This window comes from Polaromonas sp. P1_G4, assembly GCF_056405475.1.
Genome location: NZ_JBFUCA010000052.1, coordinates 1 through 13,647 on the forward strand (window position 1 = coordinate 1; position 13,647 = coordinate 13,647).

The following is a 13,647-nucleotide window of genomic DNA, read 5'->3' on the forward strand; positions in this document are numbered from 1 at the left end:
GATCTGGCAGTACCGCTTTTTGTACCGCGACCTCAATGACCTGCTGAGCAAGAACCGCCGCCTCGAAACCCACTTCCAGTGGGTGCTCAAAAACAAGACCCGCGCAGTGAAAGCCCTGCTGGACGGCATGAGCCGCTCCGGCGCTGTGACGATTGATTCGCGCGAGGTCGAGGCCACGGCCACCAGCATGGTGGTGGTGCTCACTTACTGGCTGAGCTTTGAGTACGTGCGCGACCCGCGCAACGCGCTGGAACCTGCCAACGCACAGGCCGCCCTGCTGCGCGGCGCGCACCACGTGCTCAACCTGCTGATTCCCTATCTTGAGCAAGGCCAGCGCGCCCACCTGCAGGCGCTGGTCGGGGCTTACAGCAACCCGGCTTGAATTCCGTCAAACTGCCGTCATTCATAACACCAACAATTTTTACCAAGGAGACAACACACATGGCCAAATGGACTGCCTTTCCCCACGCCGGCGACTACACATTTGATGCCGCCAGCCTGAAAAAGAGTTGGACCCGCCTGCACCAGGGCGACTGCGAGCCCCTGCCCAAGGATGCCGATGTGCTGCAGGCCTGGGTACTGTTTCATAACGGCGACTTCCAGAAAGCGGCGGAAGCCGGCGCCAAGGCCGGCGGCGACGGCATCACCGTGGCCAACAAGGCCACCAGCATGTACGCCACCTACCTCGAAACCAAGGAAAAGGCCAAGCTGGACATGTTCATGGAAGTGGCCGCACGCGCCGAAGCCCAGCAAAAAGCCRACCCGAAGAACGCCAACGCCTGGTACTGGCAGGCCTATGCGCTGGGCCGCTACAGCCAGGGCATCAGCGTGGCCAAGGCGCTGGCCCAGGGCCTGGGGACCAAGGTGAAGAATTCGCTGGAGCAGGCCATCAAGCTCTCACCCAGGCACGCAGACGCGCACATTGCGCTGGCGGCCTTTCATGCCGAGGTGATCGACAAGGTGGGCTCGCTGATCGGCGGGATGACCTACGGCGCCAAAAAAGACATCGGCCTGGCGCTCTACAAGGACGCGCTGAAGCTGCACCCGGGCTCGGCCATCGGCATGATCGAATACGCCAACGGCCTCGTCATGCTGGAAGGCGACAAAAAAATGAAGGAAGCCACCAAGCTGTACGAGCAGGCCGCAGCCAGCAAACCGCTGGACGCCACCGAACGGCTGGACGTGGAGATGGCCAAGGCCGAACTCGAAGACTGAGCGGTACCGAAGCCTTACTCAGCACTCCCGGCAGGGCCCGCGCGTCGCAAGGCGCACGGGCCCTGCCTGTTTTTCGCTATGATTTTGATAGCTGCTTGTGCAATTCAGCATTGGCCTGGAGGTCAAATTGATGCTCAAAAACAGGCCGAAATGGCCTTCAAACTGGTGTTTTGGGGCCGGTTTTGGCGATTTCCAGCGCCGCAAAGCAGGTTTTGAGGCACTTTTTGAGTGCCAAACAGGGCTGAAAGGCATAAGGATCTTGCGCAAGCAGCTATCAAAACCATAGCATCAGCAACGTGGGCCCGCCTGCGTCAGGCGCCGGGCCAGGCCGGCTCAAGCCCTCACACCGGCCGTGCCGCATCCACCCAAGGCTTGCCCCGGTACCACGCATGCCGGGCCAGCCGCAGCATGGGCTTGTCGCCGGAGGTATCGCCATAGGCATACAGGGTGACGCCGGCCAGCGCTGTTTCCCCATAGCGCTCCAGCGCCCAGGCCTGCAGTCGCAGCACCTTCTGCTCGCCATGGCAGTTGGGGGTGCTCATGCGACCAGTGAGGCGGCCGGTGAGATGCCCGTCCTCACCCTCGCCCACCACTTCCATTTCCGTGCAGAGCAGCGCGTCAAACCCCAGCTGCCGCGCCACCACCTGCAGGTAGATGTCGGGCGACGCGCTGACCATGACGCAGCAATGCCCGGCCTCGCGGTGCCAGGCCAGGCGCGCCATGGCGTCCTCGCGCAGCTGGCCGGGAAAATCGTGGGCCAGCCAGCGGGCCGTCCAGCCCTGCATCTCGGCCAGGCTGCGGCCGGCCAGCGTGGCCTGCATCAGCTTGCCTTTGGCGACGTGGTTGGGCACCAGGCGCAGCGCATAGCCGGCCAGCCACGGGAAGCAGCGGAGCAAGGCCCCCAGGAACCGTGGCCAGCCCAGGCCGCGCGCCAGGAAAGGAATGAAGGTGTCGCGCCGGGTCAGCGTGCCGTCGAAGTCAAAGGCGGCAACGACGGGACCGGTCTCGGCGGCGCTCACCTCGGGCATCGCACCTGCCCGCAGTAGCGCACGCAGAAGGGGCAGCCCGTCATCGGCAGCCACGAAGGAATGTTGAAGTAGCGTTTGAAAATCGTGCCCAGCACGCCTTCGCGGTAGGCCTGGTATTTGAAGCCCGTGCCTTCGACCGCGTAAAAGGGCACGCCGTCCTGCTCGAAGCTGAGCACACGCACCGACTCGAAGTAAGGCGCAAACTCTTCCAGCTTCGGCTTGTCGGCGACGATGACACGCACCGTTTTGCCCTGGTAGAGCGAAAAGTCGACCTGCATGTCGTCCTGGCGCGCATGGAACTTGCCGACGCCGAACACCGGCATGTATTCGCGGCGCTCAAAACCGAAAATCGACGCGGGCGTGTAGGCCTCGCCCATCAACACCACGCCGGGCACGGTGACCTGCTGCAGCATTTCGGCCGTCTTGTAGCTGCGGATGATCTGCGGATACAGCTTGGTAGTTTTCCAGGTATCCAGCGACGTCATGTACAGCCCGGCCACCACCAGCACATGCAGGCCGGCAAACACGGCCAGCCCCTTGGCGCAGGCCTTGAGCCTGTCAGCCGGCAAGGCAACCGCCAAAAAGGCGAAGCCAAAAGGGTAAAACGACAGCACCCAATGCAGGCCAATCACCTTCTTGCCTGACAGCAGCGCAAAAAACAGCAGCGGCACCACCACCAGGCAGGCCAGCAGGCGCTGGTTCCGTGCGGCGGCCATCAGCGCATCACGGTAGCGCACAGCCATCCATACCGCCACGGGCGTGATCAGGTAGACCATCATGCCGATGTAGGTCAGCGGCTTGCGCCATTCGAACACCGCGTCTTCGTTGCGGTTGTAGACGTTGAACATGATGTTCGACCAGCCGTGCGACATGTTGTAGGCGATGTTGATGGCCGGGCCGGGCAATGCACACAACACCAGCAGCGCAAAACCCGCGAGCCGTTCACGCCGGTACAACACGAAGTAGACGAGATAACTGAAGCCGAGTACTACCGAGAAGTATTTCGACAGAAAAGCGCAGCCCAGGAAAAGCCCCGACAGGGCGTAGAGGCCGTAAGCGGCGCGGTCCAGCGCCSCCCGGCGCTCGGCGCGCATCAGCGCGGCAACGGACAGCGCCGACCAGAAAATCAGCGGTGTGTCGGTGGTGATCAGGACGTTGAGCCAGTTCAGCGGCGCCAGCCAGAAGAACAGCACAGCCCAGGCGGCGCGCACCTTGCCCGCGGGCTTGAGCGCCCACCACAACGCCGCACCCAGCGCCAGCGGCAGCAACACGATGGGCAGGCGAATCGACCAGAGGCTGTCGCCCAGCGTGGCGCGCATCAGCGCAATCAGCCAGCCCACCATGGGCGGGTGGTCTGAATAGCCCCAGGCGGGGTACACCCCCCACCAATAGAAAAAGGCCTCGTCGCCGGTGACCGGAAAGGTGACGGCGATCCAGAACCGCAGCAGCAGTGACAGGAGGCCCGCACCCAGCAGCCAGCGGCTCAGCGAAACGGGAAAGGCGGCGGTGTCGTGGTTCTGGGGCATGGAAACTGGGAGGACGGGTAGGCCTGGCGGCTTTGCATGGTGCGGGAAAAGCCAGGAATGAAGGCCCGCAGTGGCTAGCGAAAACTGATTTCCTTGCGGATGGCCGCACTATAAAGCAAGGCCACCACGCCAATGGCGACGGCCAGCCACAGGGTCAGCAGCCGCACCAGCACCGTGATGGAAAGGGCTGCGGCCGGTGTGGCGCCCTGCGCCACCAGCAGGCCGGTCAGCACGGCTTCGGTGCCGCCCAGGCCGGCCGGCAGGGCAGACAACGCACCGGCCACCATGGCGACCGCGTAAAAACCGGTGGCCGTCAGCAGGCCGAGGGGGACATTCATCTCGCGGCATACCAGCCAGACCGCGACGCCCTGGGCTGCCCAGGCCGTGAGCGTCAGGCCAAACCAGAGCAGCGGCCGCACCGCCAGGCACAACCAGGCCTCCTGCAGCCAGGCAAAGCGCTGGAACAGCCGCGCGCGATGTTTGAACAGCAGGCCCATCACCAGTGCCAGCAGCAGGGCCGCAGCGGCCAGCAGCCCGGCTAGCCAGCCGGGCGACGCCGGCATCGCACCATGGTTCAGGCCCCACCACACGGCGGGAAAACACAGCAGCAACAGGCACAGCAGGTCGGCCAGCCGTTCGGCGCCGAAGATGGCCAGGCTTTGCGCCGTGCCCAGCGGGCGCTGCGCCAGCATCAAGCCGCGCACCGCTTCACCCACATTGCCCGGCGTGGGCGTGAAGGCATAACCAGCCAGGTACAGCCGCAGCCCCTGCAGCCAGCCGAAATGGCGCCCAAAGTGGGCCATCCACAGCCGCCAGCGCAGGCCGCGCAGCAGATAGTTAAGCAGGCAAAGGCCTGCTGCCTGGGCGCCCGTCCACGACCACAGCAGCGCGAGCGAGGCCCTGGGGCTGTCACCCCAGATCAGCAGCACGGCCGCATAAGCCGTGGCCACCACGCCGAGCACCAGCAACAGCTGCTTGAACGGCAAGGTGCCGCGCGCGGGCGGCGGAGCGCCCTCGGGAATCACAGGCGGCGGCTCAGGAAGATGGCCAGCCAGAGCGTGCCGGCCGCCAGGATCCACGGGTCCCGCAGCATGTCGCGCGCCACGTCTTCACCGCGGCCGCGGTGCACCTGGTAGGTGTAGCGCAGCATGCCGAAAATGACCACCGGCACGGTGTAGAGCAGGCGCTCGCCGTGCTGCAGCTGCGCCTCGGGGCTGGTGGCAAACAGGCTGTAGGTGGTCAGCGTGGCCGTCATGGTCGCGGCCATGAAGGTGTCGAGCAGGGCCGCCGGGTAGTGCGCCAGCACGGCGCGCTGACTGGCTTCTTCATGAAAAGTTTCGGCCTTGCGTTTGGAAAAACCGAGGAACAGGGCCACAAAAATGCCGGTGAGCAACAGCCAGCGCGAAGGCGGAATGCCGACGGCCACGGTGCCGGCCAGCAGGCGCAGCATGAAGCCCGAGGCAATGATGGACACGTCGACCACCGGTACCTGCTTGAGCCGCCACGAATACGCCAGGTTGAGCACCGTGTACAGGCCCAGCAACACCAGCAGCGTGCGGTTGCCCGCGGCCAGCAGCAGGCCCGCCATCAGCAACAGGACCGCCAGCACCAGCGCCACCGGCACAGCCACTGCGCCACTGGCCAGCGGCCGGTGGCGCTTGGTGGGGTGCAGGGCGTCGCTCGCGCGGTCATGCCAGTCGTTGATGATGTAGACCATGCTGGAGAGGCAGCAGAACGCCGCAAAGGCGTAGAAGACGCGCAGGTCCAGCGCGGTGTCCTGCCAGTTCTGGCTGAACACCAGGCCGGCAAACACAAAGGCGTTTTTGAGCCACTGGTGCGGCCGCATGAGCCGTATCAATGCAAGCGGGGAAGAGAACAAGGAAGGGGGCAAGGAAGACATCAGGATGGGCAAAAACGCCCCGGAGGAAAGCGACGTTGAAGCATACCTGACGGGACCGGCTTCACATATCAGGGAATGCGGCCAAAATAGGCCATGGATTCCGCACCTTTCTCCCCCATCCTCACGGCTCCCACCTTGACCCCCTCGCCCTCGGTTCCTTCGGTGTCCCCCCACGCCCTGCAGTTGGTCCAGACCCTGGTCCGCATGAACACGGTCAGCCACAACTCGAACCTGGCGCTGATTCATTTCGTGCGCGACGAGCTGCGAAAACTCGGCGTGGCCAGCCGCATCACCACCAATTCCGACAAAACCAAGGCCAACCTCTTTGCCACGCTGGGCGAAGGCAAACCGGCCGGCATCATCCTGTCGGGCCACACCGACACGGTGCCCTGGGATGGCCAGGACTGGACGCTGGACCCGCTGTCGGCCACGGTCAGTGACGGCCGGCTGTATGGCCGCGGCAGCTGCGACATGAAGGGTTTTATCGGCCTGGCGCTGGCCCACGCCGGGGATTTTTTGAACAGTCAGGCGCCATTTGCGGTGCATCTGGCGCTGAGCTACGACGAGGAAGTCGGCTGCATGGGCGTGAAGGAGCTGATTGCCGACATGAAGGACGCGGGCATCAAGCCGCTCGCCTGCATCGTGGGCGAACCGACGAGCATGGTGCCGGCCACCGCGCACAAGGGCGTGTACCGCTACAAATGCTGCGTGCGCGGCAAGGAGGCGCACTCCTCGCTCACGCCGCAATCCGTCAACGCCATCGAGATGGCGGCGCGTGTCGTCGGCAAGCTGCGCGACATGGCCGACGGCTTTGAGGCCAACGAGCCGCGCTATGAAGGCTTCGACGTGCCCTTCAGCACCGCCAGCGTCGGCCAGTTCCACGGCGGCATTGCCGACAACGTGGTGCCGCGCGACGCGGAGTTTCGCTACGAATTCCGCAACCTGCCCACGGCGGATGCGGCTTTAATGCAAAAAGAGCTTGTAGCCTATGCGGAACGTGCGCAACCAGCTATGAAAAAGATAGCGCCCGACGCCGGCTTCAGCTTTGAGACGATTTGTGAAGTACCGGCCTTCCTCGGCTCCGCCGGCGACGCGGTGACCCAACTGGCCCAGCGCCTGGCAGGCACGAAAGAAACCACGCTGGTCGCTTTCGGCACCGAAGCAGGCCTGTTCAAAAACGCCGGCATTCCCACAGTGGTGTGCGGACCCGGCAGCATCAACCAGGCGCACCAGCCCGACGAATTTGTGAGTCTGGAGCAGCTCGCGCGCTGCGAGGACTTCATGCAAGGCTTGGCGAACACCGGCGAGCTTCGCTAGAGGCGGGCTTTCGCGCAGGCCATCGCGGAACCGRCTTTGCCGGGCCGCAGGTGGCGCCCCCTTAGGGGGAGGCGGCCGCAGGCCGCTTCGGGGGGTTACGTCCGTATTCGGCCGTCGCCCGTCAGCATCGACAGTTCCACGAAGTGGGACGCCACATGGTCGGTCGGCGAGAACGTCACGGAAAATCCGCCCACCGACTGGGTGCCGATGGCTTCCATGCCCGAAATCAGCGACTCGCGGGTCATCTTGGCGCCGCCGCGCTTGAGGCCGTCCACCAGAATCCTGGCGGCCACATAGCCTTCCATGCTGGAGAAATTGACCTTCGCGTCCTTGCCGGCCGCCTTCACCGCTTCAGTAAACTCGCGCACAATCGGCCGCGCTCCGTTGTAGGGCGAAGGCATGACCTGTGACACCACCACGCCTGCTCCATCCTTGCCCAGCTCATCGGCCAGCGCCTGCGTTCCGACAAACGACACGTTGTAGAACGTGCCGCCGTAGCCGGCCTTGCGGGCTTCGCGGATGAAGGCGGCGCAGGCCTTGTAAGCACCGATCTGCACGACCGCATCGGGGCCCGCGGCCACCAGCGTGGTGACGGCCTTGGCCACGTCCACCGTGTTGCGTTCAACAGTCGCCTGCGCCACGGGCTTCAGGTTCTGCGCACCCAGGGCCAGCGTGACGCCGTCCAGCCCGGCCTTGCCGTAGGCGTCGTTCTGGTAGAACACGGCGATTTTCTTCAGCCCCAGGGCGGTCAGCTGTTTGACGATAAGGCCGGTTTCGTCGTTATACGAAGCGCGCACGTGGAAGGCATATTTGTTGAAGGGGTCACGCAAGGCCATGGCACCGGTAAACGGCGCGATGAACGGGACTTTGTCTTTGGTGGCCAGCGGCAGGGCGACGATGCTGGTGGGGGTGCCGATGTAGCCGAACAGCGCAAACACCTCGTCGTCGATCAGCTTGCGGGTATTTTCGGCGCAGCGGGCGGGCTCATAGCCGTCATCCAGGTTGCGGATTTCAATCAGGCGCTTGTTGACGCCGCCCTGTTCGTTGACCTGGTCGAAGTACACCTTCGCGCCCTGGTAGAACTGGATGCCCAGCTGCGCAGCCGGGCCAGTGAAAGGCGCCGACTGGCCCAGGATGATCTTGTCGGTCTGGGCATGCGCGATGTTGAAACCCGCCAGCACGGAAGCGCCGACAGCGGTGGAAAAGGTTCTGCGAGTAATGTTCATGACGCTATCTTCGCAACAAAAATTTACAAACGGCTTGATTTGTAAAAACTAAGTTACAAATACGTGAGATAGGTCACTACTTTAGCGGAAGCCAGCAACGCAACAGCCGGTAATTTGTCACCTTTTGCATCATCCAGCCCACAACACTCGCCAATTTCCGCTATCTCACCCTTCCTATTCCCGCACCCGCCCGGTGGCATCAATCAGGCTGAGCTCCACCAGTTTGGAGCCCACGCGGTCCCCGTCAAAGTGAACCCGAAAGCCGCCCAGGCTCAGCTCCTGCATGGTGTCCAGTGCCTTGCGCAATTTGACGCGGGTCGGGTCCTTTCCGGCCTTGCGCAGCGCTTCGACATAGGTCCAGGCGGCGATGTAGCCTTCGAGCATGTACACATTGGGTTTGCCCAGTTTGGCCGCTGTAGCGTCGGCCTGCAGTTCACGGACCAGGACGCTCTTGGCGTTGTCCGACTTGGGTGTGACGCGCACCACCACCACACCGGCACCGGCTGCACCCAGCTGCTCGGCCAGCAGGCTTTCGCCAGTGCTGGAAAAGCCGTAGATGGGCCCCCGAAAGCCTTTGGCACGCAAATCGCGTATCGCGCTGGCGGCGCCGGAAGCGTCGCTGATGACCAGTACGGATTCAGGCTTCTTGCCCAGAATCTGTTCAACGCTCGTGGCCACACTGCCGCCCGAGAGGGCCGACTTGGCCACCAGGTTGGCGCCCAGCCCGCCCATGGTGCGCTCGGCCGAATCCAGCGCCGCCATTGACTCGGCATCCTTGCCGTGCAGGATGGCCAGCTTGCGCATGCCCAGGGTTTCGGCATGCCGCGTGATCATGGCGGCTTCTTCCGAATAACCGGGCCGGACCGAATACACGTTGGGATAGAGCGAGCCGCGCAGCTCGTCGGCGCCGGCCATGGGGGCGAACAGCAAAATGTCGGTGTCTTTCAACAGCGGATTGACGGCCGTGACCTGTGGTGAGCCGTAGTAACCGAAGAGCGAAAACACCTTCTGGTCCAGCAGCTTGCGGGTGTTGGCCGCGGCGGTATCGGGGTTGCCCGCATCGTCCAGCGTGGTCAGTTCGATCTTGCGGCCGTTGACACCGCCGCCGGCATTGACGTGGTCGAAATAAAGGCGCGCGCCTTGGGCAAACGGCACAGCCAGCGTGCTGCCGGGCCCGGTCATGGCCAGGGATTGCCCCAGCGTGACAGCGGTTTTACTGATGCCATCTTCGGCATACACCCCCGGCGCCATCAGGGCGGCCAGTGCCGCTACCATGGTGATCCTGGCCAGCACGCGGAATGAATGCATTCCTGTTTTTGTTGTCATGTCGTCTCCTCATCCCCGGGGGCCGGTATGCCTGCCAATATAAAGTTGAACCATGAGCAATACCATCAGCATCTCCCCTATGGCCAAGGCCGAACCTGACACCGGGCTGAAGCCTGCGGCCCTGCAGGTGCTGGGCGCCTGCCCGCACGACTGCCCGGACACCTGCTCGCTGCTGACCACGGTGGAAGATGGYGTGGCCATTCGTGTGCAGGGCAACCCGGACCACCCCCACACCGGCGGCGTGCTGTGCAACAAAGTCTCTCGCTACACCGAACGCACCTACCACCCTGAGCGCCTTTTGCATCCACTCAAACGCAGCGGGCCCAAGGGCAGCGGGCAGTTTGAACCCGTGAGCTGGGAAGCGGCGCTGGCCGACATTGCGGCCCGCCTCAAAGCCATCGCAGCGCGCAACCCCGAGGCCATCGTGCCTTACAGCTATGCCGGCACCATGGGCCAGGTGCAGGGTGAAAGCATGGCGGGCCGGTTTTTCAACCAGCTCGGCGCGTCACTCCTGGACCGCACCATCTGCTCATCAGCCGGCGGCGAGGCCCTCACGCAAACACTGGGCGGCAAGGTCGGCATGCGGGTGGAGTTTTTCGCCGAATCGAAACTCATCATCATCTGGGGCAGCAACTCCATCGGCAGCAACCTGCACTTCTGGCGTTATGCACAGCAGGCCAAACGCGACGGCGCCAAGCTGGTATGCATCGACCCGCGCAAAAGCGAAACCGCCGAGAAATGCCATGAGCACATCGCCCTGCTGCCGGGCACCGACGCGGCGCTGGCACTGGCGCTGATGCACGAACTGATCACCCACGACTGGCTCGACCATGACTACATCGCGCAGCACACCCTGGGCTGGCAAGACCCCGACGGCGGACTGCGCGAACGTGCGCTGCAGTGGCCTCCCGAACGCGCGGCACAGGTCTGCGGCGTGCCGGCGGAACAGATCCGATCGCTGGCCCGCGACTATGGCGAATGCTTCGTCAACCGGCAGCCTGCAGCGATCCGCCTGAACTACGGCATGCAGCGCGTGCGCGGCGGCGGCAATGCGGCGCGCGCCATTGCCTGCCTGCCCGCGCTGACGGGTGCGTGGCGGCACCGGGCCGGCGGCGTGCTGCTCAGCAGCTCGGGCCTGTTCCCGGTCGACAAAGCTGCCCTGCAGCGGCCCGACCTGCTGCAGGACCGCCAGCCGCGCACCATCAACATGAGCACCATCGGCAACGCCCTGCTGGAACCCACGTCGGTGCAGTTCGGCCCGAAGATCGAGGCGCTGATCGCCTACAACAGCAACCCGGTGGCAGTGGCGCCGGAATCCGGAAAAGTGGTTCAGGGCTTCGCGCGTGAAGACCTCTTCACTGTGGTGCTTGAGCACTTCCAGACCGATACGGCCGACTACGCCGACTACATCCTGCCGGCCACCACGCAGCTGGAGCACTGGGATGTGCATGCCTCCTACGGCCACACCGACGTGCTGCTGAATCGCCCGGCCATCGCGCCCATGGGCCAGGCCAAACCCAACACGCAGATCTTTCGCGAGCTGGCCGCCCACATGGGCTTTACCGGGCCCTGCTTTGCCGACAGCGACGAGCAGCTGTGCCGCGCGACGTTTGGCGACAAGGTGGACTTCCAGCAGCTGCTGGACATGGGCTTTGCCACGCTGACGCTGCCCGATGCGCCGTTTGCCGAAGGCAACTTCCCCACGTCGTCGGGCCGCTGCGAATTCTTCAGTGCCCGGCTGGCAGCCACAGGCGCCGACGGCTTGCCTGGCCACGTGCCCAATTACGAAGCAGCCGACACGTCCGACCTGTTCCCGCTGGCCATGATCTCGCCGCCCGCGCGCAACTTCCTCAACTCCACCTTCGTCAACGTGAAAAGCCTGCGCGACATGGAAACCGAACCGGTGCTGGAGATTCATGCAGACGATGCCGCCGCGCGCGGCATCACCACGGGCGCGGTCGTCAAGGTGTTCAACCAGCGCGGCGAGTACCGCGTCAAGGCCGAAGTCTCCGCGCGGGCGCGCCCCGGCGTGGTCAACGGCCTGGGTATCTGGTGGCGCAAGCTGGGCCTGGACGGCACCAATGTGAACCAGCTCACCAGCCAGCACCTGACCGACATGGGCCGCGGCCCCGTTTTTTACGATTGCCTGGTGCAGGTGCAGCGCGACGCTGAAACAGCTTGAGGCACGGTGAGCCGAACGCGCGCCAAGACACTGACCGGCCTGGCTGCTGCGCTGGCCGCAGCCGCACTGTGCCTCACGGGGTGTGCTGACCTGGGTTACTACTGGCAGTCCGTCAGCGGCCACATGCAGATGCTCAACGCGGCCCGGCCGGTGGACGACTGGCTCGGTGATGCGCAAACATCGGCCTCGTTGAAAAGCCGGCTGGAACTGTCGCAGCGCATCCGCAGCTTTGCGGTGGCCGAGCTGAAACTGCCCGACAACGCCAGCTACCGGCGCTATGCCGACCTGCGCCGCAGCGCCGTGGTCTGGAACGTGGTGGCAGCGCCGGCGTTTTCGCTCACGCTCAAAACCTGGTGCTTCCCGGTCACGGGCTGTGTAGGCTACCGCGGTTACTTCAATGAGGCCGACGCGCGCGCCGAAGCGGCGCGGCTCAAGGCCGAAGGCCTGGAAGCCAGCGTTTACGGCGTGCCCGCGTATTCCACGCTGGGCTGGATGAACTGGGCCGGCGGCGACCCTTTGCTCAACACCTTCATCGGCTACCCTGAGGGGGAACTGGCCCGGCTGATCTTTCACGAACTGTCGCACCAGGTGGTGTTTGCGCCGGGTGACACGATGTTCAATGAATCGTTTGCCACTGCCGTCGAACGCCTGGGTATCGAGCGCTGGCTGGCCACGCAGGCTGGCGATGACGCACGCAAGGCCTACGCGGTATTCGATGGCCGGCGCCGGCAGTTCCGCGCGCTGGCACTGGCCACGCGCCGCGAACTGACCGCAATTTATGATCAAAATGATGCCGCAGCCCAATCAGAACCTGCGCAAGCAGCTAGCAAAATGATAGCGTACCAGCGCTTTCGCGACGCCTATGCTGAACTCAAGGCATCATGGGGCGGCTTTGCCGGTTACGACCTGTGGGTGGCGAACGCCAACAATGCCTCGTTTGGCGCACAGGCCGCGTACGACGAACTGGTGCCGGGCTTTGAAGCCTTGTTCGAACACGAGGGCCGTGACTGGCAACGGTTTTATGATGCGGTCAAAAAGCTGGCCCGGCTACCCAAGGACGAACGGCGCAAGGCACTTGAACACAACATGGTGAACCTTGCGCAGGCACACAGTCACCAACGCAAGGCCGGACAGCCCAAAGAGTAGTTCAACCTGGGCAGCGTCCCGGCACATGCGGCGAGGGGCGTATCTATAGGCTTACACGCACATGATCGTGAGGCTGTGTCCCTGATATTCCGTATGTTCGACGACTTTCCAGCCGAGCCGGGCATACAGGGCTTYGCTGTTCGGTGTAAACAGGTAGACCTTGTCTTTGCCCATGCCGGCGGCCTCCCGAACCACATGCCGGACCAGCGCCGACCCAATCCCCTTGTTCCTGTGCTCGAGCGCTACATAAACACTGGACAGCCAGGGAGACAAGTGGGAATGGGTAATCGTTTGTGGCAGCAAGCTCGCCGACCCCAAAAGCCGGCCTTCGCAAACCGCCACAAAGGTCATCGGCAACGCGCCCTTCTGCGCGGATGCCTTCAGCCTTTGTGTGCGCTGCTCAACCGTAACCGATGTATTGAGATAGCCGAATTGCGCCTGGTGCCACGCGGCCAGCGCCGCAAGGTGCTGCGGGTGGTCGGCAAGATGGCCAATGCACACAGGAGATGCTGCGTGCCTCATGCCAGTTGAACCCAGGCAGCAACAGACATGGGCGGCACGGTCACAGTGTGCTCGTCGCGGCCCGCCAATTCCCGAGCCAGCAACGCGTCGACATCGTGATGATCCGCATCAGCACGCCCGAGCTTTCGGGCCATGGGTGTCACCGACCTGACCGCCTCCAGAGGCAGTTCGATTGAACGTGCACCATACTGAAGAGGTGCTGATGTCTGCACCTGCACACTGCCGTAGCGCGTCAAAATACTTGGGAGCCTTGCTGCCA

General features: G+C 63.9%; 13 protein-coding genes. 5 read left to right on the top strand and 8 right to left on the bottom strand.

What is annotated here, in order from left to right:
• Positions 1-382, top strand: a 382-nt coding sequence (locus tag AC1D1X_RS04515) for a TetR/AcrR family transcriptional regulator (protein WP_477697892.1), incomplete at its 5' end; no start/stop codon positions are given.
• Positions 383-441: 59 nt separating this feature from the next.
• Positions 442-1,215: a tetratricopeptide repeat protein gene (locus tag AC1D1X_RS04520; RefSeq protein ID WP_477697893.1), complete on the top strand. Its 774-nt coding sequence runs from the start codon at positions 442-444 to the stop codon at positions 1,213-1,215.
• A gap of 341 nt (positions 1,216-1,556) precedes the next feature.
• Here AC1D1X_RS04520 and AC1D1X_RS04525 read toward each other — a convergent pair whose 3' ends face one another.
• The 4 genes from AC1D1X_RS04525 to AC1D1X_RS04540 all read right to left on the bottom strand — a co-directional run bounded on the left by AC1D1X_RS04525 (position 1,557) and on the right by AC1D1X_RS04540 (position 5,669).
• The gene (locus AC1D1X_RS04525) at positions 1,557-2,243 is read right to left on the bottom strand and encodes an HAD-IB family hydrolase (RefSeq protein WP_477668540.1); all 687 of its coding nucleotides are present in this window, start codon (positions 2,241-2,243) and stop codon (positions 1,557-1,559) included.
• Positions 2,231-3,769 (bottom strand): ArnT family glycosyltransferase, encoded by a 1,539-nt coding sequence (locus tag AC1D1X_RS04530; RefSeq protein ID WP_477697894.1) that lies wholly within the window; start codon positions 3,767-3,769, stop codon positions 2,231-2,233. The genes AC1D1X_RS04525 and AC1D1X_RS04530 overlap by 13 nt, the downstream gene beginning before the upstream one ends.
• 74 nt (positions 3,770-3,843) lie before the next feature.
• Positions 3,844-4,794, bottom strand: a complete 951-nt coding sequence (locus AC1D1X_RS04535; protein ID WP_477668542.1) for a lysylphosphatidylglycerol synthase transmembrane domain-containing protein — start codon at positions 4,792-4,794, stop codon at positions 3,844-3,846.
• Complete coding sequence (locus AC1D1X_RS04540; protein WP_477668543.1) at positions 4,791-5,669, bottom strand: decaprenyl-phosphate phosphoribosyltransferase; 879 nt, start codon at positions 5,667-5,669, stop codon at positions 4,791-4,793. Before AC1D1X_RS04540 ends, AC1D1X_RS04535 begins: the two co-directional genes overlap by 4 nt.
• Before the next feature lie 93 nt (positions 5,670-5,762).
• Here AC1D1X_RS04540 and argE point away from each other — a divergent pair, with 93 nt between their 5' ends.
• Complete coding sequence (gene argE / locus AC1D1X_RS04545) at positions 5,763-6,986, top strand: acetylornithine deacetylase (RefSeq protein ID WP_477668544.1); 1,224 nt, start codon at positions 5,763-5,765, stop codon at positions 6,984-6,986.
• Positions 6,987-7,081: 95 nt separating this feature from the next.
• Here argE and AC1D1X_RS04550 read toward each other — a convergent pair whose 3' ends face one another.
• Together AC1D1X_RS04550 and AC1D1X_RS04555 are read right to left on the bottom strand one after the other, a co-directional pair.
• Entirely contained in the window at positions 7,082-8,212 is a 1,131-nt protein-coding gene (locus AC1D1X_RS04550) for an ABC transporter substrate-binding protein (RefSeq protein WP_477668545.1), read from the bottom strand.
• A gap of 174 nt (positions 8,213-8,386) precedes the next feature.
• On the bottom strand, positions 8,387-9,538 hold the full coding sequence (locus AC1D1X_RS04555) for an ABC transporter substrate-binding protein (protein WP_477668546.1): 1,152 nt from the start codon (positions 9,536-9,538) through the stop codon (positions 8,387-8,389).
• Positions 9,539-9,617: 79 nt separating this feature from the next.
• Between AC1D1X_RS04555 and AC1D1X_RS04560 the strand changes: the two genes are divergently transcribed.
• Both AC1D1X_RS04560 and AC1D1X_RS04565 read left to right on the top strand, forming a co-directional pair.
• Entirely contained in the window at positions 9,618-11,720 is a 2,103-nt protein-coding gene (locus tag AC1D1X_RS04560) for a molybdopterin-containing oxidoreductase family protein (protein WP_477668927.1), read from the top strand.
• Between the two features lie 6 nt (positions 11,721-11,726).
• The gene (locus AC1D1X_RS04565) at positions 11,727-12,866 is read left to right on the top strand and encodes an aminopeptidase (protein WP_477668547.1); all 1,140 of its coding nucleotides are present in this window, start codon (positions 11,727-11,729) and stop codon (positions 12,864-12,866) included.
• Between the two features lie 51 nt (positions 12,867-12,917).
• On the opposite strand, the gene AC1D1X_RS04570 is transcribed toward AC1D1X_RS04565, so the two are convergent.
• Both AC1D1X_RS04570 and AC1D1X_RS04575 read right to left on the bottom strand, forming a co-directional pair.
• Positions 12,918-13,388, bottom strand: a complete 471-nt coding sequence (locus AC1D1X_RS04570; RefSeq protein WP_477697895.1) for a GNAT family N-acetyltransferase — start codon at positions 13,386-13,388, stop codon at positions 12,918-12,920.
• Positions 13,385-13,647 (bottom strand): hypothetical protein (locus AC1D1X_RS04575; protein ID WP_477697896.1); only part of this gene is annotated, 263 nt, incomplete at its 5' end. The genes AC1D1X_RS04575 and AC1D1X_RS04570, both read right to left, overlap by 4 nt.